At 62.9% G+C, this 20,078-nt stretch carries 19 protein-coding genes; 16 read left to right on the top strand and 3 right to left on the bottom strand.

Annotation, left to right across the window (positions count from 1 at the left end; translation table 11 throughout):
- From kdpA to IB249_RS02655, 5 genes are all read left to right on the top strand, one after another.
- Window positions 1–1,695: a potassium-transporting ATPase subunit KdpA gene (gene kdpA, locus IB249_RS02675; RefSeq protein WP_192301964.1), complete on the top strand. Its 1,695-nt coding sequence runs from the start codon at window positions 1–3 to the stop codon at window positions 1,693–1,695.
- Window positions 1,696–1,705: 10 nt separating this feature from the next.
- Entirely contained in the window at window positions 1,706–3,763 is a 2,058-nt protein-coding gene (kdpB, locus tag IB249_RS02670) for a potassium-transporting ATPase subunit KdpB (RefSeq protein ID WP_192301963.1), read from the top strand.
- A 136-nt stretch (window positions 3,764–3,899) separates the two neighbouring features.
- A complete protein-coding gene (kdpC, locus tag IB249_RS02665; RefSeq protein ID WP_192301962.1) occupies window positions 3,900–4,445 on the top strand; it encodes a potassium-transporting ATPase subunit KdpC in 546 nt (181 codons plus the stop codon).
- 86 nt (window positions 4,446–4,531) lie between these two features.
- Window positions 4,532–7,183 carry a sensor histidine kinase gene (locus tag IB249_RS02660; protein WP_192301961.1) on the top strand — a complete coding sequence of 884 codons (2,652 nt, stop codon included), beginning with the start codon at window positions 4,532–4,534 and terminating at the stop codon, window positions 7,181–7,183.
- Window positions 7,184–7,239: 56 nt separating this feature from the next.
- Window positions 7,240–7,947, top strand: coding sequence for a response regulator (locus tag IB249_RS02655; protein ID WP_192301960.1), 708 nt, complete (start codon window positions 7,240–7,242; stop codon window positions 7,945–7,947).
- Window positions 7,948–8,053: 106 nt separating this feature from the next.
- On the opposite strand, the gene IB249_RS02650 is transcribed toward IB249_RS02655, so the two are convergent.
- Complete coding sequence (locus IB249_RS02650; protein WP_192301959.1) at window positions 8,054–9,094, bottom strand: patatin-like phospholipase family protein; 1,041 nt, start codon at window positions 9,092–9,094, stop codon at window positions 8,054–8,056.
- A gap of 222 nt (window positions 9,095–9,316) precedes the next feature.
- Here IB249_RS02650 and IB249_RS02645 point away from each other — a divergent pair, with 222 nt between their 5' ends.
- The 3 genes from IB249_RS02645 to IB249_RS02635 all read left to right on the top strand — a co-directional run bounded on the left by IB249_RS02645 (window position 9,317) and on the right by IB249_RS02635 (window position 11,348).
- Window positions 9,317–9,595, top strand: coding sequence for a hypothetical protein (locus IB249_RS02645; RefSeq protein WP_027925691.1), 279 nt, complete (start codon window positions 9,317–9,319; stop codon window positions 9,593–9,595).
- A 41-nt stretch (window positions 9,596–9,636) separates the two neighbouring features.
- A complete protein-coding gene (locus IB249_RS02640) occupies window positions 9,637–10,404 on the top strand; it encodes a CHAD domain-containing protein (RefSeq protein ID WP_192301958.1) in 768 nt (255 codons plus the stop codon).
- 146 nt (window positions 10,405–10,550) lie between these two features.
- Window positions 10,551–11,348 (top strand): acyl-CoA thioesterase, encoded by a 798-nt coding sequence (locus tag IB249_RS02635; protein WP_192301957.1) that lies wholly within the window; start codon window positions 10,551–10,553, stop codon window positions 11,346–11,348.
- On the opposite strand, the gene IB249_RS02630 is transcribed toward IB249_RS02635, so the two are convergent.
- Both IB249_RS02630 and IB249_RS02625 read right to left on the bottom strand, forming a co-directional pair.
- Complete coding sequence (locus IB249_RS02630; RefSeq protein WP_192301956.1) at window positions 11,349–11,714, bottom strand: terminase; 366 nt, start codon at window positions 11,712–11,714, stop codon at window positions 11,349–11,351.
- A gap of 189 nt (window positions 11,715–11,903) precedes the next feature.
- A complete protein-coding gene (locus tag IB249_RS02625) occupies window positions 11,904–13,385 on the bottom strand; it encodes a methyl-accepting chemotaxis protein (RefSeq protein ID WP_192301955.1) in 1,482 nt (493 codons plus the stop codon).
- A 176-nt stretch (window positions 13,386–13,561) separates the two neighbouring features.
- Here IB249_RS02625 and IB249_RS02620 point away from each other — a divergent pair, with 176 nt between their 5' ends.
- The 8 genes from IB249_RS02620 to IB249_RS02585 all read left to right on the top strand — a co-directional run bounded on the left by IB249_RS02620 (window position 13,562) and on the right by IB249_RS02585 (window position 20,052).
- Entirely contained in the window at window positions 13,562–14,092 is a 531-nt protein-coding gene (locus IB249_RS02620) for a hypothetical protein (protein ID WP_192301954.1), read from the top strand.
- Between the two features lie 70 nt (window positions 14,093–14,162).
- Window positions 14,163–14,354, top strand: coding sequence for a PLDc N-terminal domain-containing protein (locus tag IB249_RS02615; RefSeq protein ID WP_028622263.1), 192 nt, complete (start codon window positions 14,163–14,165; stop codon window positions 14,352–14,354).
- A 277-nt stretch (window positions 14,355–14,631) separates the two neighbouring features.
- A complete protein-coding gene (speE, locus tag IB249_RS02610) occupies window positions 14,632–15,507 on the top strand; it encodes a polyamine aminopropyltransferase (RefSeq protein ID WP_192301953.1) in 876 nt (291 codons plus the stop codon).
- 188 nt (window positions 15,508–15,695) lie between these two features.
- Window positions 15,696–15,929, top strand: a complete 234-nt coding sequence (locus tag IB249_RS02605; protein ID WP_192301952.1) for a hypothetical protein — start codon at window positions 15,696–15,698, stop codon at window positions 15,927–15,929.
- Window positions 15,930–16,133: 204 nt separating this feature from the next.
- A complete protein-coding gene (locus IB249_RS02600; RefSeq protein ID WP_192301951.1) occupies window positions 16,134–16,478 on the top strand; it encodes a ribonuclease E inhibitor RraB in 345 nt (114 codons plus the stop codon).
- A 395-nt stretch (window positions 16,479–16,873) separates the two neighbouring features.
- Complete coding sequence (locus IB249_RS02595) at window positions 16,874–18,283, top strand: circularly permuted type 2 ATP-grasp protein (RefSeq protein ID WP_192301950.1); 1,410 nt, start codon at window positions 16,874–16,876, stop codon at window positions 18,281–18,283.
- 12 nt (window positions 18,284–18,295) lie between these two features.
- Window positions 18,296–19,246, top strand: a complete 951-nt coding sequence (locus IB249_RS02590) for an alpha-E domain-containing protein (protein WP_192301949.1) — start codon at window positions 18,296–18,298, stop codon at window positions 19,244–19,246.
- Window positions 19,243–20,052, top strand: coding sequence for a transglutaminase family protein (locus tag IB249_RS02585; protein WP_192301948.1), 810 nt, complete (start codon window positions 19,243–19,245; stop codon window positions 20,050–20,052). Before IB249_RS02590 ends, IB249_RS02585 begins: the two co-directional genes overlap by 4 nt.
- Window positions 20,053–20,078: the final 26 nt, after the last annotated feature.

Below are 20,078 nucleotides of genomic sequence, written 5' to 3'. Positions count from 1 at the left end.
ATGCACAGTTATGATTATTGGCTGATCCTGGCCTTCTTCGCCGTGGTGCTGATCCCAGCACCTTTTCTCGGACGCTTCTATTACAAGGTCATGGAGGGCCAGCGCACCTGGCTGACGCCGCTCCTCGGTCCGGTCGAACGGGGCTGCTATCGGGTGGCCGGTGTCGATCCGCAGGCTGAACAGAGTTGGCAGAAGTACACGCTGGCCTTGCTCGCCTTCAACCTGGCGGGCTTCTTGTTGTTGTTCGCGATCCTGTTGTTCCAGGATCACTTGCCGCTCAACCCGCAGAACCTGCCGGGACAGGAGTGGACGCTGGCGTTCAACACCGCCATCAGCTTCATGACCAACACCAACTGGCAGGCCTACAGCGGCGAAGCCTCGCTGAGCTACCTCAGTCAGATGGCCGGGCTTACCGTGCAGAACTTCGTCAGTGCCGCCACTGGTCTGGCGGTGCTGGTTGCCTTGTGTCGCGGGATCGGGCGCAAATCGGCCCAGACCCTGGGCAATTTCTGGGTCGACATGACCCGCGCCACGCTCTACGGCCTGCTGCCGCTGTGCCTGTTGCTGGCCTTGTACCTGGTCTGGCAGGGCGTGCCACAAACCTTCGCCCAGTACGTCAATGCCGTGACGATGCAGGGTGTCGACCAGGTCATCCCGCTCGGCCCGGCGGCCAGCCAGATTGCGATCAAGCAATTGGGGACCAATGGCGGCGGCTTCTTCGGGGTCAACTCGGCGCATCCGTTCGAGAACCCGACGGCGTGGAGCAACCTGTTCGAGGTGGCGTCGATCATCCTGATCCCGGTGGCCCTGGTGTTCACCTTCGGCCACTACGTCAAGGACCTGCGCCAGAGCCGCGCAATCATTGCCTGCATGCTCGCGCTGTTCCTGATCGGCGGCGCGACGGCGCTGTGGGCCGAATACCAGCCGAACCCGGCCCTGAACAACGTTGCCGTCGAACAGACCGCACCGCTGGAAGGCAAGGAAGCGCGCTTCGGCACCACCGCCACCGTGCTGTGGTCGGTGACGACGACGGCGGCCTCCAACGGTTCGGTCAACGCCATGCATGACAGTCTCAACCCGCTGAGCGGCATGGTCGCGCTGGTCAACATGATGGTCGGCGAAGTGATCTTCGGCGGTGTCGGCGCCGGGCTCTACGGCATGTTGCTCAACGTGTTGATCGCGGTGTTTCTCGCCGGCCTGATGATCGGCCGCACCCCGGAATACCTCGGCAAGAAGCTGCAGGCCAGGGAAGTGCAATTGCTGGTCGTGACCCTGCTGGTGATGCCGGTGGGCGTGCTGGTACTGGGCGCGATAGCCGCGAGCCTGCCAGGGCCTGTGGCATCGGTGAGCAATCCGGGGGCGCACGGTTTCAGCCAGCTGCTTTACGCCTACACCTCGGCCAGTGCCAACAACGGGTCGGCGTTCGGTGGCTTTGGCGCCAACACCGCGTTCCACAACCTGATGCTGGGCCTGGGCATGTTGATCGGTCGCTTCGGTTACATCCTGCCGGTACTGGCACTCGCCGGTAGCCTGGCGATGAAGAAAACCGCGCCGATCGGCCAGAACAGCTTCCCGACCCACGGCGCGCTGTTCGTGACCTTGTTGACCGTGACCATCTTGCTGGTGGGCGGCCTGACTTTCCTGCCGACGCTGGCGCTGGGTCCCATCGCTGAACATCTGAGCATGGGCTTCTAAGGAGTTATCGATGAATATGCCCGCAACCAAACCGGTCGCCGTCAAAGCCCCGGAACAACCGAAAACCGCGATCTCCGCTTTGTGGCGTCCGGCGCTGGTGCAAGCCTTCGTCAAGCTCGACCCACGGCAATTGCAGCGCGCACCGGTGATGCTGGTGGTTGAGTTGACCGCCGTACTGACCACTGTGCTGTGCTTCATTCCCGACAGCGTGGTGCCGACCTTCGTCGCTGCACAGATCGCGCTGTGGCTGTGGTTCACCGTGCTCTTCGCCAACTTCGCCGAAGCCTTGGCAGAGGGGCGCGGCAAGGCCCGCGCCGACAGCCTCAAGGCTGGTAGCGAAGGCTTGAGCGCCCGTCGCAAGACCGCCAATGGCGCCTTTGAAGTGATCCCCGCCGCCCGTTTGCGCAAGGGTGACGTGGTGCGTGTCGAGGCCGGGGAAATGATCCCCGGTGACGGCGAGGTCATCGAAGGGATCGCGGCGGTCAACGAGGCGGCGATTACCGGTGAGTCCGCGCCCGTGATCCGCGAATCCGGCGGCGACCGCTCCGCGGTGACCGGCAACACCCGGCTGGTCTCCGACTGGCTGCTGGTGCGCATCACCGCCAACCCTGGCGAGTCGACCCTGGACCGCATGATCGCGTTGGTCGAAGGTGCCAAGCGCCAGAAGACCCCGAATGAGGTGGCACTCGATATCCTGCTGATCGGCTTGACCCTGATCTTCCTGCTGGTGGTCGTGACCCTGCAACCGTTCGCCCACTTCGCCAACGGCAGCTTGCCGCTGGTGTTCCTGGTGGCGTTATTGGTCACGCTGATTCCGACTACCATTGGTGGCCTGCTGTCCGCCATCGGGATTGCCGGGATGGACCGTCTGGTGCGCCTGAACGTGATCGCCAAATCCGGCCGCGCCGTGGAAGCAGCAGGGGACGTGCATGTCCTGCTGCTGGACAAGACCGGCACCATCACCTTCGGTAACCGTCGTTGCTCCGCGATTTATGCGGCGCCTGGCGTGACCCCCCGGGAGCTGGCCGAAGGTGCGCTGTTCGCGTCGCTGGCCGATGAAACGGCAGAAGGCAAATCCATCGTCGAATACCTGCGTGGGCTGCACCCGCAGGCCGAGCCGGCCAGCGACATGCTGACAGCCGTTCCATTCAGCGCCGAAACCCGCCTGTCCGGGGTCGACTATCAGGGTCGCGTTTATCGCAAGGGGGCCGTGGATTCGTTGCTGGCGTTCGTCGGCCAGAAACGCGCTGACCTTGCGCCAGCCCTGTCCCGTGAAATCGACAAGATTGCCCAGAGCGGCGGCACGCCGTTGCTGGTGTGCGCAGACGGCAAACTGCTGGGGGCGATCCACCTCAAGGACGTGGTCAAGCCCGGCATTCGTGAACGTTTCGCCGAGCTGCGCAAGCTGGGGATCCGTACGGTCATGGTCACCGGCGACAACCCGTTGACCGCAGCGGCAATCGCCGCTGAAGCGGGTGTCGATGACGTGCTGGCCGAAGCCACACCGGAGAAAAAACTGGCGCGCATTCGCCATGAGCAGAATGACGGTCGGCTGGTCGCCATGTGCGGCGACGGTGCCAACGACGCCCCGGCCCTGGCGCAGGCGGATGTCGGCATGGCCATGAACGACGGTACGCAAGCGGCACGCGAGGCGGCGAACATGGTCGACCTCGACAGCGACCCGACCAAGCTGCTGGACGTGGTGCAGATCGGCAAGGAGTTGCTGGTGACCCGAGGTGCGCTGACGACGTTCTCCATCGCCAACGACGTGGCCAAGTACTTCGCGATCCTGCCGGCCTTGTTCGCCTCGATCTATCCGCAACTGGGCGTGCTCAACATCATGCATTTGAGCAGCCCGCAGAGCGCGATTCTGTCGGCCATCGTGTTCAACGCCCTGATCATCGTGGTGCTGATTCCACTGGCCTTGCGCGGAGTGCGCGTGCAGGCGGCGAGCGCGGCGGCGCTGTTGCGACGCAATCTGCTGATCTATGGCCTGGGCGGGATCCTGGTGCCGTTCGTGGGCATCAAGGCGATCGACATGCTGCTCACGGCCTTGCACCTGGTTTAACGACCGACCTTACCCATGTGGGAGCGGCCTGCTCGCGAAAGCGGTCCATGAATCGACCTCTCTTCAGGATGTCAATCCGTCGGGCAGGCTCGCTCCCACAACGTGCTGTGTTTTCCTGCGATTCGAGGATTTTGAAATGTCCACAATGATACGTCCGGCCTTGAGCCTGCTGGTGCTGATGACCCTGATGACCGGTGTTGCCTACCCCCTGGTGGTCACCGGCGTCGCGCAGGTCGCGTTCCCCGATCAGGCCAACGGCAGCCTGGTGCGCGACGCCGATGGCAAGGTGCGTGGCTCATCGCTGATTGCTCAGGATTTTGTCGGTGATGCCTGGTTCCATCCGCGGCCGTCCGCCGGTGCGTTTGCCACCGTGTCGAGCAGCGCGAGCAACCTGTCCCCCAGCAACCCGGCGCTGGCCACCCGGGTATTCGACGATGCCAACAAACTGCAGGTGCCGGGGCAGGGGCCGGTGCCACTGGCGATGCTGACCACTTCGGGCAGTGGCCTCGATCCACACTTGCCACCGGCGGCGATTGCCTATCAACTGGCGCGTGTCGCGGCGGCGCGGAATGTGCCGGTGTCGACCCTGCAGCAGCTGTTGGAAGCGCATATCGAGCAGCCGCTGGTGGGGCCACCGGTAGTGAATGTGTTGGCATTGAACATCGCGCTGGAAAAGTTGTAGATCGGTGGCGCAATCCTTCGCGGGCTTGCCCGCGAAGACGGCCTCACAAACAGCACCTCAACCTCTGAAAAAAGAGATTCCCAAGCATGAGCAACTCCGGCCGCGCCGACGCCCTGTTAGCAGACCTTCCCCGTGACGGCCGTGGTCGGCTCAAGGTGTTCCTGGGGGCCGCGCCCGGCGTCGGCAAGACCTACGCCATGCTGCAAGCGGCGCATACCCAGTTGCGCCAGGGTGTGAAAGTCATCGCCGGCGTCGTCGAGACCCACGGCCGTGCGGAAACCGAAGCGCTGCTCGGTGGCTTGCCGCAACAGCCACTGGTGCGCTCCGAATACCGTGGCGTGATGCTCGAGGAAATGGACCTCGACGGGCTGCTCGCCGCCCGACCGAAACTGGTGCTGGTGGACGAGCTGGCCCATAGCAACGCGCCCGGCAGTCGCCACGCCAAACGCTGGCAGGACATCCAGGAGCTGCTCGCCGCCGGCATCGACGTGTTCACCACGGTCAACGTCCAGCACCTGGAAAGCCTCAACGATCAGGTGCGCGGCATCACCGGTGTGCAGGTCCGCGAAACCCTGCCGGACTGGGTGCTGCAGGAAGCCGATGAACTGCTGCTGATCGACCTGCCGCCGCGCGAACTGCTCGAGCGTCTGCGCGACGGCAAGGTCTACGTGCCGGAGCAGGCGCGGGCGGCCATTGATGCTTTCTTCACCCAGACCAACCTCACCGCGCTACGTGAACTCGCGATGCAGACGGCAGCGGCCCAGGTCGATAACGATCTGGCCCAGGGCTATCGACAGCTTGGCCAGGCGGCCCCTGCGGTGCGCGGTCGCTTGCTGGTGGGCGTCGATGGCGATGACCAGGCCGAGCGCCTGGTGCGCCATGCCAGTCGCGTTGCCCAGCGTCGGCATCTGCCGTGGAGCCTGGTGCATGTGGATAACGGCAGTGTGCGCGACGAGCAATCGCGCCTGCGCCTGCAAAGTGCCCAGCAACTGGCTGAGCGCCTGGGCGGCGAAGTGGTGTTGTTGCGCGCCGGTGAAGTGGCGAAAACCCTGATTCAACACGCCGCCGAACGCCGCGCCAGCCTGGTGCTGGTCGGGCAGTCGCGGCAGCGCTGGCGGCGGCGAGTGTTCGGCGGGGGGCTGGCGTCACGCTTGTTGCGCGATGCACGCGGACTGGAAATCAACGTCCTGGACAGCGATCACCCCCAGCATCAACCCCGCCAGCGCTCGACCCGCTCGCTGGTGTGGTTCGACTATGCGCTGGCGGTGGTCGCAACGCTGTTGGCCAGTGCCCTGGCCTGGGCCGTGGCGAGTGTCCTGCCGTTGCCGAACATTTCGCTGGTGTTCCTCGCGGCCGTGTTGCTGGTGGCGGTGCGCAGCAGCCTCGGCCCGGCGCTGGTCTGCGCGGCACTGTCGTTTCTGACCTACGATTTCCTGTTCATACCGCCGAATTTTTCCTTCAGCATCCAGCGCGAAGAAGACGTGCTGACCTTGCTGTTTTTCCTGCTGATGGCGGCACTCACGGGCAACCTCGCGGCACGTCAACGCCGGCAGTTGCAGGCGTTACGCGACACCCAGGAAGAGACCAGCGAACTGCTCGACCTGTCGCGCAAACTCACCGCCGCCACTGACCGCCAGGCGGTGGTCAGCGCCGCGGCGCAACACCTCGACGGCTGGAGCGATTTGCAGGTATGCCTGCTCAATCGTGACGGTCAGGCCGGTTGGAAAGTCGAGACCGGTGGGCCGCTGGAATTCACCGAGGCCGAGCGTGCCGCCGCCGACTGGGCCTGGCAACACGACCAACCGGCGGGCGCCGGCACCGGCACCCTGCCGTTCGGGCGTTGGTGGTGGTGGCCGCTGTCCGTGGACGACGGGCCGCTGGCGCTGCTCGGTGTCTGCGCCAGAGAGGGCCAGGTCTTGAGCGGTCAGCGTCGGCGCCTGCTGACCGCGCTGAGCCAACCCCTGGCCCAGGCTTTGGCCCGTGCACAATTGGCTGAGGACCTTGAGGCGGCACGTCTGCACGGTGAAACCGAACAACTGCGCAGCGCCTTGCTGGCCTCGGTGTCCCACGACCTGCGCACGCCGCTGACCGCCATGCGCGGCAGTATCGACAGCCTGTTGGCGCTGGGGGAAGCGATCCCGCTGGAAGACCGCCGTGAGCTGCTCGAAGGCACGCGCGATGAGGCTGAACGCCTGGATCGCTACATCCAGAACCTGCTGGACATGACCCGCCTCGGTCATGGCGCATTGAAGCTGGCGCGCGATTGGGTGGCGCCGGCCGACATTGTCGGCAGTTCGCTCAATCGCCTGCGTGCGGTGCTGGCGCCGTTGCAGGTCAGCACCGAAGTCCCGGCGCAATTGCCCCTGCTGTTCGTCCATGCGGCACTGATCGAGCAGGCACTGGTCAATGTGCTGGAAAACGCCGCGCGCTTTTCCCCCCTTCATGGACGGCTGCAATTACGCGCCGGCGTGGATCGCGACGAGCTGTTTTTTGCGGTCAGTGATGAAGGGCCGGGGATCCCCGAGGCGGAACGGGCGAAGATTTTCGACATGTTCTACACCGCCGCACGTGGTGATCGGGGCGGGCAGGGCACCGGGCTTGGGCTGGCGATCTGTCAGGGCATGGTCGGCGCCCATGGCGGACGCATCAGTGTCGGCGACGGCATCGACGGGCGTGGCACCTGCATCACACTGCACTTGCCTTTGCAGGAACAACCTGCCGAAGAAAGCGAGAGCTGAGCAATGAGCGTGAAGCCTGATACCCTTTGCCATTCTCCATCCCGCGACCGCAGACCATGAGCCAGACCACGACCATCCTGGTCATCGACGACGAACCGCAGATCCGCAAATTCCTGCGCATCAGCCTGACTTCCCAAGGCTACAAAGTGCTGGAGGCCGGTACGGGGACTGAAGGCCTGGCGCAAGCTGCGCTGAGCAAGCCTGATTTGCTGGTGCTCGACCTCGGTCTGCCGGACATGGACGGCCAGCAGGTGCTGCGCGAGTTTCGTGAATGGTCGACCGTGCCGGTGCTGGTGCTGTCGGTACGCGCCAGCGAGGGGCAGAAAGTCGAAGCGCTCGACGGCGGCGCGAATGACTACGTGACCAAGCCGTTCGGTATCCAGGAGTTTCTTGCCCGGGTGCGGGCGTTGTTGCGTCAGGCACCGACAGGCGAGACCCAGCAGGCGGCGCTGAGCTTCGGCCCGCTGACCGTGGACCTGGCCTATCGCCGGGTGTTGCTCGACGGCGTGGAAGTAGCGCTGACCCGCAAGGAATACGCGGTGCTGGCGCAACTGGCCCGGCACCCGGGACGGGTGATCACCCAGCAACAGTTGCTCAAGGACATCTGGGGGCCGACCCACACCGAAGACAGCCATTACCTGCGGATCGTGGTCGGGCATTTGCGGCAGAAGCTGGTCGACGACCCGACCCGTCCACGGTTTATCGTGACCGAGGCGGGGGTGGGGTATCGGTTGTTGAGTGACGCAGGCGCGAGTCGCGAGTGACGGGTAATGGCTCCATCGCGAGCAGGCTCGCTCCCACAGGGTTGCCCGCGAGGAGCCTGTGTGGGAGCGAGCCTGCTCGCGATGGGGCTGGATTACTCACACAGGATCAGGACTCGCGCTCACTCTCATACCGATCCAGCGTATCGCGCGCAATCTCGCGCCCCAGCGCGATCAACTCCGGCGCCTTGTAGAACTCGAAAAAACGGCACACCCGCTTCGGCACGTTGATCAGGATATCCGGCGGATAACCGGCGATCTTGTACTGCGCCAACGACGTCTGCATCACCTCGAAACTCTGGTTGATCAAGTCCAGCAGGGACGCCGGCCCGACGTTGTCGATGATGAACGATCCCGTGGCCGACTTCGGTGCGCCGTCGCGTTCGGGGGCGGCGGATGGCTGCTGGGCTTCGGGTTCGGCGGATTCGATCCACGGGTTGATCTCGGCGGCCTCCGCGATCAGGGCTTCCTTTTCCAGCTGCAGCAATTTTTCCGCCTGTTTGCGGCGGAAAGGCAGCTTGGAGCCCATCGAGCTGATCAGGCTGTCGAAGCGCGACCTGAACGCCGCCGGGCGCTGGATCACCGGCAGTCGATAGTGACGCTGGTTGGTGGAGTTGAGGTTGACCGCAATGATCAGGTCGCAATGGCTCGACACCACCGGCACGATCGGCAAGGGGTTGAGAATGCCGCCATCCACCAGCATGCGGTTGCCCTGCATGACCGGGGTGAACAGGCTCGGAATCGCGGCGGAGGCGCGCATCGCCTGGTGCAGGCAACCTTCCTGGAACCAGATTTCCTGCTGGTTGGTCAGGTCGGTGGCCACCGCCGTGTAGGGGATGCGCAGGTCTTCGATATTGATATCGCCGACGATCTTGCGGATCTGGCCGAACACTTTCTCCCCGCGTATCGCGCCGAGGCGAAAACTGACGTCCACCAGGCGCAACACATCCAGGTAGTCCAGGCTCTCGATCCAGTTGCGGTACTCGTCCAGTTTGCCGGCGCAGTAAATCCCGCCGACCACCGCCCCCATTGAGCAACCGGCGACACAGGCGATGTCGTAGCCGCGTCGCTCGATCTCCTCGATGACTCCGATGTGGGCATAGCCTCGCGCTCCCCCCGAGCCCAGTACCAGTGCGACGCGCTTTTTCATGAATCGACCTCGTCTGACAAGGTTCAACAATGCACCCATCGAGGGACCCGCTTCAATCGCTGAAGTCGTTCCACGGGCTGAACGCGTCGTTTTTTCGACAGGTCAGGGTGGCAGATGGGTATTCTTGCCAACGCTAGAGTTTCCACGACGGGGCCAAGGCACTTTTCACGCGCCGCACCGTCTTACCTGCACGACTGTTTACCTAATGTTGAGGTGTGAGTGATGAAAGCCTGGATCTGTGTGCCTTTGATTGCCCTGGCCCTTGCCGGTTGCGCCGGTAAAACGGCCTATCGCGAAAGTTGCGGCAGCCAGATCGATGCGGCCTGGCATGAACTGGACCTGGCCAAGGCCGAAGGTTTCGCCGGTACGGTCAGCTACTCCAAAGCGCTGTCGCTGCTGACCGGCGCCAAGACGCAACAGCAGTTCGAAGCTTATGAGGGCTGCACCAGCAAGGCGGAAAAGGCCCGTTTCTACATTCGTGAGTCCCGCGCTGGCCGTTGAGGCATGATGTAGGCATCCGCATTCGATTCGGGGAAAAAACGATGTCCGCTTTGGTTGATCGGTTGGTGGCCCATGTGCTGGGTCTAGAAGTCCGCTTGTTGGCCTGCCAGGCACGTCTGCAGGCCCGCACCGACCCGGAAGCGTTGCACGACCTGCGCACTAGCGTTCGCCGCTTGCGCAGCCTGCTGCGGCCATTGCGCGGCTTGCCCGGGGTCGAACAACTGGAAGCGGCGGCGTCGCGGGTCGGTGACCTGACCACGCCGCTGCGCGACCGCGAAGTGCTGGCAGCGTATCTGCTCCAGCACAACCAGCCCGAAGCCGCGCAGCGGCGCATGGCGCAGATGGAGGTGGCCTACCCGGCCGTGGCGACCAGTGCCGAGCTGGCGCAATTGCTGATGGTGCTCGACGCCTTTCCACGTTTCTTGCGGGCGGCTCAGTACCATGGCTTGCTCAAGGGCCTGCGCAAACGCATCGAGAAGCGGCTGGCCAAACAGTGGAAGAAACTCGATCAGGCATTGCACGATCCCGCCCATGATCGGCACCGCTTGCGGCTGCTGATCAAGCGCGTACGCTATGGCATCGAGGCCTATCCGGAACTCGATCGCTTGCCGGAGCCGGCGCTGCCCAGGCTGAAATCAGCCCAGGCAGCCCTGGGGGATTGGCACGATGCCTGGCAATGGTTGGCCCGGGCCGAGGAAGAAGACGATCTGCAACCTTGCGTGGCCGTTTGGAAGACCACCATGGCCAAGGCCGAGTCCCGCGCCGACCGGGTGCTCGACAAACTCAGCGGCGCCTGTTTCAAATCCTGACCCCATGCGGGAGCGAGCAGGCTCGCTCCCGCATGGGGTTTGGAATGACGGCCTATCTGTCCGCGTCTTTGGCCGGAATAAGTGCTGTACCGATCTTCGGTGCTGGTTAATATCCCTCGATCCTTTTCCTGCACCTCGAGGTTTTCATGCGCTTTTCCGATCTGCTCGACGCTGTCCGCAACCAGCCGCTGGAGCTGTCCATTCCGGCCGAATGGGCGCAGGGCCGGGCCAGTTTCGGCGGCCTGGTGGCGGCCTTGCAATTCGAAGCCATGCGCGCCAGCGTGCCGGCGGATCGCCCCGTGCGTTCGCTGGCGATTACCTTCGTCGGGCCGGTTGAGCCCGACGTGCCGGTCAGTTTCGAAGTCGACGTGCTGCGCGAAGGCAAGGCGGTCAGCCAGGTGCTGGGGCGTGCCGTGCAAAAGGGCCAGGTGGTGACGTTGGTGCAGGGAAGCTTCGGGGCCTCGCGGCCGTCCGAAGTGGCGGTGGCGGCCAAGCCTGCTCCCGAAATGAAACACTGGGACGACTGTCAGGAACTGCCCTACATCAAAGGCGTGACGCCGGAGTTCATGCGCCACCTGGCGATGCGCTGGAGCGTTGGCGGCTTGCCGTTCACCGGCAACAAGTCCCGGGAGATGGGAGGGTGGGTGCGCTTGCGCGGGGATGTGAAGGAAGAGGCGGTGAGTGAGTCGCATCTTCTGGCGCTGGTGGATGCCTGGCCGCCTTCGTTGTTGCCGCACCTGAACAGACCGGCGATGGGCAGCACGCTGACCTGGACCATCGAATTCGTCCAGCCGTTGCTCGCACTGAGCACGCTGGACTGGTGCAAATACCTGGTTGAAATCGAGCATGCCGCTGACGGCTACGGTCACGCGGCGGCGAACCTGTGGAGTGCGGACGGTCGCTTGATCGCCATGAGCCGGCAGACCGTGACGATTTTCGCCTGATCAGTGGCGACGGTGGCGCTCACGCCAGGCGCGCCACCAGCCACCGCTGAGGAAAAAACGCGGGAAGGTCAAAAACTGCTCGACCAGTAAACGCGACACTGCATCCTTGCGATCACTGAACGGCTCGGAGGCCTGCGCCTCCAGGCTGTGACCGTGACGTTGCAGGCCCAATGCCGCCAGCAGGCCAATCACGCCAATCGCGAAGTTCGCGAAGCTCAGGCTGAACACCCCGGATACCATCAACAGGAATGCGACGATGAACAGTGGCACGGCAATCAGGTGCAGCACCAGATTGGTCGGGTGCTGGTGGTTGCCGGGGTAGGCGCGCCATTGCCAGGTGGGAAGGTTGGGGTGACGTTTGCCCATGATGACGATCCTCAATCCATGTTGAACACTGGGTTTAAGGATAGGCCCGGTCGGGGCGGGCGGCGAATCGTGGTTGGCTATGGGAGCGATAGGCATTCATGGGCAATCTTGATGGTGCTCAATCTGATGCCTTGGCGAGCAAGCCGCTCCCCGTCCACTGTGGAAGCGGGCTCGCTCGCGAAGGGGCCATCAGAGCTTCAACTGCCCGATCGCCCTGCTCAGTTCCCCGGCCAACGCCGCCAGCTCGTTACTGGTGGTCGCCGAATTCACGGTCTGCTGCACCGTGTTCTCGGTCACGTCGCGAATGCCCACCACCGCGCGGTTCATCTCTTCAGCGACCTGGCTCTGCTGCTGTGCGGCCACCGCGATCTGCGTGTTGCTTTCACGCATTTGCGCCACGGCGCCGGTGATTTCCGCGAGCGCGGCACCGGCTTCCTGCGCCTGTTGCACGCAATCGTCGGCCTTGAAGGAGCTTTCCTGCATGAAATCCACCGCATCCCGGGTCCCGGCCTGCAGCGCCGACACCATCAAGGTGATTTCGTCGGTGGAGATCTGCACGCGCTTGGCCAGGTTGCGCACTTCATCGGCGACCACCGCAAAGCCGCGGCCCATTTCCCCGGCCCGCGCCGCCTCGATGGCCGCGTTCAGCGCCAGCAGGTTGGTTTGCTCGGCGATGCTGTGAATCACATTGACCACGCCGTTGATCTTCTGGCTGTCTTCGGCCAGGCGCTGGATCATCTCGGCCGTCTGCTGCACGCCGGTGGATAGCCCGGCGATGGACTTCTGCACACGCATGACCACTTCCTGGCCGCTGCCGGCCAGGGTATCGGCCGATTGCGAGAGGTCGCGTGTGGCGCCGGCGTGTTGGGCAATGTGATGGACCGTGGCGGTCATCTCGTTGATCGCCGTGGCAGCCTGGTCGGTTTCACTTTGCTGGCCGAGCATGCCGTGTTGCACCTCGTTCATGCTCGATGCCAGGCGTGCGGCGCCGACATCGAGTTGCCGGGCGGTGTTGGCGACGGTGTTGACCACGCGTTGATAACCGGCCTGCATGGCGTTGAATGCGCCCGCCATCTGCCCGACTTCGTCCGAGCAGGACAGCGGCACTCGCGCCGCCAGGTCGCCGGTTTTCTCAACGTGCAACATCACGTCCTTCAACGTATTGAGTTGGCTCAGCAGGAAGCGGATCAACAATTGCGAGGCCCCGAGCATCGCCAGCATCAGGATGAACACCGCCGCCGCGTAGTTGACGAAACGCTCGCTGAACACCTGAGCCAGGCTCGGCCCATGAGCGATCACCGCGACGCGCTGACCGTCGGTGCGGGTGAGCACTTCAGCGCCCAGTAACGGGTTGTCACCGAACAGTGGCATCGAATGGAATTCGACCCAGCCATTGGCCTCTGCCAGTTCCTGCAGGGGCTGGTCGTTCAACACCGGGGCCTGCCCGCGATTGAACGTCAGCAAGTTGTCATTCTTGGGCAGTGGCTGCCCGGCGGGCCAGGCGCCGAGCAAGCGCGCCTGCGCCTGTGCGGACGTTTGCGCCGCATGGCTGCGCGACTGCTGTTCGAGCTGCACGGCGTACAGCACCAACAACAGGGTGGTGACAAAGGCGACGGCGTTGACCGCCCAGAATTTGTATTTCAGCGAGATATTGCTAATCCAGGCACCCATGGAGGTTTTCTCTGATAGCGGAAACAGCATTGGCAAGGTGCCAGCATTTTGCCCTATACCGTGCCGTGGATCTTGATATGGGTCAACCTTCCCATCGACGCACCCGCACAGCCTTTGCAGGCGTTATGCGTTATCCTTTGCGGCTTCAAAATTCCCTTGCTACAGGACTCCGCCCCATGAAAGCCGCACTCGTCGAACTCATCAGCAAAATCAGCTCCGGGTGCATGGGCGAAGACGAAATCCTCAAAGTGGCTGATGAAGCTGCCCAGGCCTACGCCGACCCGGAGGCTTTTCTGACAGCCAATCCCGACATCAACTACGACGACACTTTCCCGATTCCTTTGGGCGAGTGGGTGGTGGTCGGCAGCCTGCCGGAAACCGTGCTGTTCCAGGCCGACACCTATATGGACCTGTTCGCGCAGATCGTCGCCTCGTTCGGCCCGGACGTGACGTTCAATATCAAGCCCCGGCAACTGGCGAAGACCGAGGCGCTCACCGCGCTCAATCGCATCCAGGTGCAGATGGACAGCCTGAACAAGGAAAGCGGCGGCTACACGCTGATGAACTTCAGCCAGCTGCTCGACGACGAACTGCAAGTGGTGCTGGTCTATGGCAACGATGTCCCTCGGGTGCTCGAGCTGTGCGCCGAGGTCGGTATTGCCGCCGCGCCTGCCCTGGAAGCCTTGAAAGTCGCGATCCACGTTTAATCGAATAAAACGGAACCCTGGCAAGGGCCGACTATCCTAAGAGGGCATATCACTCTTAGGGAGCGACACCATGGGTTCCACGTTCAATGGCCTGATCGGCCTGATCATTCTTGCCCTGGACATCTGGGCAATCATCAACGTGCTGAAAAGTGGCGCCAGTACCGGGATGAAAATCGTCTGGGTGCTGCTGATCCTGCTCCTGCCGGTGCTGGGCCTGATCATCTGGGCCATCGCCGGACCACGTGGGAATGTGCGGATCTAGCAACCGGGCGACAAACACAGCCTCCTGTGGGAGCGAGCCTGCTCGCGATAGCGGCAGTCGATTCGATATCGAATCGGCAGACAGACCGCCATCGCGAGCAGGCTCGCTCCCACACAGGCTCTGCCTCAAAGGTTTTGTATCGAGTCGTGAACCGACGTTCGACCTGTCATCTTCCGCAACGTAGAATGCGCGCCTTTCTCGGCCAATCGAGCGGATCGATTGGCCATCATGGGCGGGTAACCGTCCGTTGCCACCCGCATTCATCGGAGCACTTCCCATGAGCACCACCCCGACCGGCGAGTACCTGGAAACCCTTTACGAAGGCTACGGCCAGCGTTTTCGCATGGAAAAACTGCTGCACGAAGTGCGCACCGAACACCAGCACCTGGTGATCTTCGAAAACCCGCGCATGGGCCGGGTCATGGCGCTGGATGGCGTGATCCAGACCACCGAAGCCGACGAATTCATTTATCACGAAATGCTCACCCACGTGCCGATCCTGGCGCACGGCCGCGCCAAGCGCGTGCTGATCATCGGCGGCGGCGACGGCGGCATGCTGCGTGAAGTGGCCAAGCATGGCAGCGTCGAGCACATCACCATGGTCGAGATCGACGGCACCGTGGTCGACATGTGCAAGGAATTCCTGCCGAACCACTCCAAAGGCGCCTTCGAGGATCCACGGCTGAACCTGGTGATCGACGACGGCATGCGTTTCGTCGCCACCACCACCGAAAAGTTCGACGTGATCATTTCCGACTCCACCGACCCGATCGGTCCGGGCGAAGTGCTGTTCTCGGAAAACTTCTACCAGGCCTGCCATCGCTGCCTGAACGAAGGCGGCATCCTGGTGACCCAGAACGGCACGCCGTTCATGCAGATCGAGGAAGTCAAAACCACCGCCGGACGCCTGCGCAGCCTGTTCCCTGACTGGCACTTCTACCAGGCGGCGGTGCCGACCTACATCGGCGGTTCCATGACCTTCGCCTGGGGGGCGACCAACACCGCCTACCGCAAATTGTCCCGCGAAACCCTGCAACAGCGCTTCGCCGGCAGCGGCATCGTCACCCGCTACTACAACCCGGAAATCCACCTCGGCGCCTTTGCGCTGCCGCAATACGTCCTGCAGGCGGTGAACAAGCCGAGCAACGACTAAGGCTTTACGGGCAATTCCCTGTAGGAGCGAACCTGCTCGCGATAGCGACCTTTCTGTCACATTGATTCTGAATGGGACACCGCTATCGCGAGCAGGCTCGCTCCCACCGCTTTTTTTGTGAACGATCATCCAGAGCACAAGTCCAGATGAAGGTGAACCCACATACGGGTTTGTTCGAGGAGGCTTTGATGCAAAAGTGGAAGATCACTTTCGTGGATGATCACGGCGAAACAGTCGATGAAACCTTTGAGTGCAGCGAATGCCCGGATAACGAGCAAGCCGCCAAGCTCATCAAGGCCCGGCTCCTGCCCGTCGCCGCCGAGCTGGATCTGAACGATCTGGAAGGGCGAACGGCGGATGCGAGCGTAAAAGATCTCAAGACCCAGAACAGCATACAAATCCTCGGCATCACTCCCGTCTGATACACCTCCAGGCACACCTGTGTCACAACCAGACCTTGGCAGCGCCGCTGACAAAGGGCTAATCTGCAAGCGAGATCAGCGAATGGATCGCTAAGGTCTGGTCTTGTCAGCTACATGCTTGTTTCCCATCGCAGTGCTCGCGTTTTCAGGATGCGGGCGTCGGGAGTACGGAAAGTCTATCCATCGGTTTGAGGAGGACGTTTCATGAGCACAGAAGCCTATCAAGAAGACATCAGCAGCTCGGTGCTGCGCCGCATGAAAGAAGGCGGTTTCGATTTTTCACGATTCCATCCCATCGAGTTCTACGCCATTTTCCCGGACGAGGAGCGGGCACGCAGGGCGGCGGGGCATTATTGTGGTGAGTCCTTGAATGCACAGGTCAGCGCTCGGGACGACGGTGCGTGGTCCCTGGAACTGAGCAAGGTGATGTACGCCACCTATGACGGCATTGGCGACTTTGAGCAGGATTTCGAGGCTGTGGTCGAGCCATTGGGCGGCATTATCGAAGGATGGGGCGTCAAGCAGGAGGTACGAGGGCGACTCGCCTGACATCATGAACAGTAGCCAACAACGGCTGACCTTCGGGTTGGCCGTTTTCGTTTGTGCGCGGCGGAAAAGCGTGTTGGCAAAATCCTGAAACAAGAATGCCGAACAAAAAAAAGCCGCCTGGGCAGGCGGCTAAAAGGGAAGTTCGGTGAGCATTTCCAGCGAATGAGTGGATTATCCGCATCCACGGCCGGGCAGTGAAATCAACTCTGGCTATGCTGCTGATAGACGACAGCATTGCTTTGCAATGAAGCGGGGATCATCAGGTTGGGGCATTTGGCGCACAGGAATGGTGCGGCGTAGCCGGGGCGGTTTTCCAACCGATTGATATGAAAGCGTTTATGCCGATGGCACGGGCCTTGCGAAGGCCTGTCAGTCCGGGTGACAAGGAGTACGGCATGATCCGCACCTATTACGATGAGATGTACGATGCCGGCGGCCAGGTCCGCCCGCATTACCGGGAGTTTGCCCGTTGGCTGGCTGAAACGCCTGACGAGCTGCTGGCTCAACGGCGACGCGAGGCCGATCTGCTGTTTCATCGCGCCGGAATTACCTTCACGCTCTATGGGGACGAGCAGGGCACCGAGCGCCTGATTCCCTTCGACACCATTCCGCGCAGCATCCCGGCCAGCGAATGGCGGATTGTCGAGCGCGGCTGCATCCAGCGGGTCAAGGCGTTGAACATGTTCCTCGCCGACCTGTACCACGAGCAGCGCATCATCCGGGCCGGCATCATTCCGGCGGAACAGGTGCTGGCCAACGAGCAGTACCAGTTGGCGATGCAAGGCCTGGATCTGCACCGGGATATCTACTCCCATATTTCCGGGGTCGATCTGGTGCGCGATGGCGACGGCACCTACTACGTGCTCGAGGACAACCTGCGCACCCCCAGCGGTGTGAGCTACATGCTCGAAGACCGCAAGATGATGATGCGGCTGTTCCCCGAGTTGTTCTCGACCCAGCGCATCGCGCCGATCGACCACTACCCGAACCTGTTGCTCGACACCCTGAAAAGCTCCAGCCCGATCGATAACCCGAGCGTGGTGGTGCTGACGCCGGGCCGGTTCAACAGTGCCTTTTTCGAGCACGCGTTTCTGGCCCGGGAAATGGGGGTTGAGCTGGTGGAGGGCGCTGACCTGTTCGTGCGTGATGACAAGGTGTTCATGCGCACCACGGACGGGCCCAAGGCGGTCGATGTGATCTACCGTCGGCTCGACGACGCGTTCCTCGATCCGCTGGCGTTCAACCCCGACTCGATGCTCGGCGTCCCGGGACTGCTGTCGTCCTACCGTTCGGGCAACGTGGTGCTGGCGAATGCCATCGGCACCGGCGTGGCCGACGACAAGTCGGTGTATCCGTTTGTCACCGACATGATCCGTTTCTACCTCGACGAAGAGCCGATCCTGAAGAACGTCCCGACGTTCCAGTGTCGCAATCCTTCCGAGCTTTCCCATGTCCTGGCCAATCTCCCGGACCTGGTGGTCAAGGAAACCCAGGGGTCCGGCGGTTACGGGATGCTGGTGGGGCCAGCGGCGACGGCGGCGGAAATCGAATCGTTCCGCGCGCGCATCAAGGCCAAGCCCCACGCGTACATCGCGCAACCGACGTTGTCCCTGTCGACCTGCCCGACCTTTGTCGAAAACGGCATTGCCCCGCGCCATATCGACCTGCGTCCGTTTGTATTGTCTGGCCGCGAAACCCGGGTTGTGCCCGGTGGTCTGACCCGTGTCGCCTTGCGTGAAGGCTCCCTGGTGGTGAACTCCTCTCAGGGCGGCGGAACCAAGGACACCTGGGTGGTCGAGGATTGAAGGAAGCCTGCCATGTTAAGTAGAACTGCCTCGGATTTGTATTGGATGTCGCGCTACCTGGAGCGGGCGGAAAACCTCGCCCGGATGCTCGACATCAGTTATTCGCTGTCGCTGATGCCACAGGATGGCCGCGGTGATGGCCTGCATGAACTGGCGATGCCGCTGCTGATCACCGGCACCCTGGACGACTACCTGGAGCGTCACGGCGAGTTGCATGCCGAACGCCTGCTGCATTTTTTTGCGCTGGACGCGGCCAACCCGGCGAGCATCTACAGCTGCCTGGGGGCGGCGCGGGCCAGCGCCCATGCGGTACGTGGGCGAATCACCGCCGACATGTGGGAAAACATCAACGCCACCTGGCTGGAAATTCGCGGCATCGCCGAACAGGGCTTGAGTCGCTATGGCATGAGCCGTTTCTGCGAATGGATCAAGGAACGTTCGCACCTGTTTCGCGGCGCGTCCTACGGCACGATCATGCGCAACGACGCCTTCCGCTTCATTCGCCTGGGCACCTTCATCGAGCGCGCCGACAACACGTTGCGCCTGCTCGACGCCCGCTACGAGATGGCCGGCGACCAGGCCGAAGCGGTCAGCGACGGCACGGCCCACGCGTATTACCAGTGGAGTGCATTGTTGCGGGCGCTGTCGTCGTTCGAGGCCTACACCGAGATCTACCGCGACGCGCCCGGCGCCCGGCATGTCGCCGAGTTGCTGTTGCTGCGCGTCGACGTACCGCGCTCCCTGCGCGCCTGCACCGAGGAAATCGACCAGATCCTCGCGCAACTGCCGGGTGCCAACGGTCGTCCCGCGCAACGCCTGGCAGCGGAAATGGACGCCCGCCTGCGCTACACCGGCATCAACGAAATCCTCGACGAAGGCCTGCACGCCTGGCTGACCGAGTTCATCCCGCTGGTGCGCCAGTTGGGTAACGCCATACACAGTTCCTACCTGGAGGCTGCATGAGACTTTCCATTAGTCACGAGACCACCTATCACTACGAAGATCAGGTCCGAGCCAGCATCCAATACCTGCGCCTGACGCCCCACGACAGCGAGCGCCAGCATGTGCTCAGCTGGCAGCTCGACCTGCCGCGCCCGGTGCGTGCGCAACTCGATCCGTTCGGCAACATCCTGCATGTGCTGACCATGGACGAGCCGCACGAAGCGATCATCATCGGCGCCCGGGGCCAGGTCGATATCGACGAGCTGCGCGAAGCCGAGCACGAGAGCCAGTCGGCGCTGCCTTTTCTGCGCTTCACGCGCCTGACCGAAGCCGACGAGGCGTTGCGCGCGTTCGCCGAAAAGACCTGCAAGACCCGCCGGGATCGCACGGCACTGATCGACCTGATGCATGGCCTGAACTCACAAATGACCTACACGCCGGGTTCCACCGAGGTGGATACCAGCGCGGCCCAGGCGTTCGCCGGGCGCTCCGGGGTGTGCCAGGACCACACCCATGCCTTCCTGGCCTGTGCTCGCAGCCTGGGTGTGCCGTCGCGCTACGTGTCGGGCTATCTGTACAGCGAGAACTCCGAGCACCTGGCCAGCCACGCCTGGGCGGAAGCCTGGCTGGATGACGCCTGGTACAGCTTTGATGTGACCAACGAACTGGCGCGGCCGGAGCGCCATCTGAAGCTGGCGGTGGGCCTGGATTACCTGGACGCGTGCCCGGTACGCGGAATGCGTCGGGGCGGGGGCTGTGAGCAGATGCACGCCAAGGTGCTGGTGTCGCCGACGCCGACGCCGGTCATTTCCGTCCAGCAGCAATAACCGCCAACATCTCACGAACCCTGTGA

The organism is Pseudomonas sp. PDM04, from assembly GCF_014851765.1.
Lineage (GTDB): Bacteria > Pseudomonadota > Gammaproteobacteria > Pseudomonadales > Pseudomonadaceae > Aquipseudomonas.
Note: the sequence above shows the minus strand (reverse complement) of the source record. Positions and strands in the feature narration are given on the sequence as shown.

What these genes read in the sequence shown, in the direction of transcription:
- kdpC (WP_192301962.1), top strand. Translation starts at nt 3,900, where the DNA reads ATGTCCACAATGATACGTCCGGCCTTGAGCCTGCTGGTGCTGATGACC.
- IB249_RS02605 (WP_192301952.1), top strand. Translation starts at nt 15,696, where the DNA reads ATGCAAAAGTGGAAGATCACTTTCGTGGATGATCACGGCGAAACAGTC.
- IB249_RS02640 (WP_192301958.1), top strand. Translation starts at nt 9,637, where the DNA reads ATGTCCGCTTTGGTTGATCGGTTGGTGGCCCATGTGCTGGGTCTAGAA.
- kdpA (WP_192301964.1), top strand. Translation starts at nt 1, where the DNA reads ATGCACAGTTATGATTATTGGCTGATCCTGGCCTTCTTCGCCGTGGTG.
- IB249_RS02615 (WP_028622263.1), top strand. Translation starts at nt 14,163, where the DNA reads ATGGGTTCCACGTTCAATGGCCTGATCGGCCTGATCATTCTTGCCCTG.
- IB249_RS02660 (WP_192301961.1), top strand. Translation starts at nt 4,532, where the DNA reads ATGAGCAACTCCGGCCGCGCCGACGCCCTGTTAGCAGACCTTCCCCGT.
- IB249_RS02645 (WP_027925691.1), top strand. Translation starts at nt 9,317, where the DNA reads ATGAAAGCCTGGATCTGTGTGCCTTTGATTGCCCTGGCCCTTGCCGGT.
- IB249_RS02630 (WP_192301956.1), bottom strand. Translation starts at nt 11,714, where the DNA reads ATGGGCAAACGTCACCCCAACCTTCCCACCTGGCAATGGCGCGCCTAC.
- IB249_RS02590 (WP_192301949.1), top strand. Translation starts at nt 18,296, where the DNA reads ATGTTAAGTAGAACTGCCTCGGATTTGTATTGGATGTCGCGCTACCTG.
- speE (WP_192301953.1), top strand. Translation starts at nt 14,632, where the DNA reads ATGAGCACCACCCCGACCGGCGAGTACCTGGAAACCCTTTACGAAGGC.
- IB249_RS02650 (WP_192301959.1), bottom strand. Translation starts at nt 9,094, where the DNA reads ATGAAAAAGCGCGTCGCACTGGTACTGGGCTCGGGGGGAGCGCGAGGC.
- kdpB (WP_192301963.1), top strand. Translation starts at nt 1,706, where the DNA reads ATGAATATGCCCGCAACCAAACCGGTCGCCGTCAAAGCCCCGGAACAA.
- IB249_RS02655 (WP_192301960.1), top strand. Translation starts at nt 7,240, where the DNA reads ATGAGCCAGACCACGACCATCCTGGTCATCGACGACGAACCGCAGATC.
- IB249_RS02600 (WP_192301951.1), top strand. Translation starts at nt 16,134, where the DNA reads ATGAGCACAGAAGCCTATCAAGAAGACATCAGCAGCTCGGTGCTGCGC.
- IB249_RS02585 (WP_192301948.1), top strand. Translation starts at nt 19,243, where the DNA reads ATGAGACTTTCCATTAGTCACGAGACCACCTATCACTACGAAGATCAG.
- IB249_RS02635 (WP_192301957.1), top strand. Translation starts at nt 10,551, where the DNA reads ATGCGCTTTTCCGATCTGCTCGACGCTGTCCGCAACCAGCCGCTGGAG.
- IB249_RS02625 (WP_192301955.1), bottom strand. Translation starts at nt 13,385, where the DNA reads ATGGGTGCCTGGATTAGCAATATCTCGCTGAAATACAAATTCTGGGCG.
- IB249_RS02620 (WP_192301954.1), top strand. Translation starts at nt 13,562, where the DNA reads ATGAAAGCCGCACTCGTCGAACTCATCAGCAAAATCAGCTCCGGGTGC.
- IB249_RS02595 (WP_192301950.1), top strand. Translation starts at nt 16,874, where the DNA reads ATGATCCGCACCTATTACGATGAGATGTACGATGCCGGCGGCCAGGTC.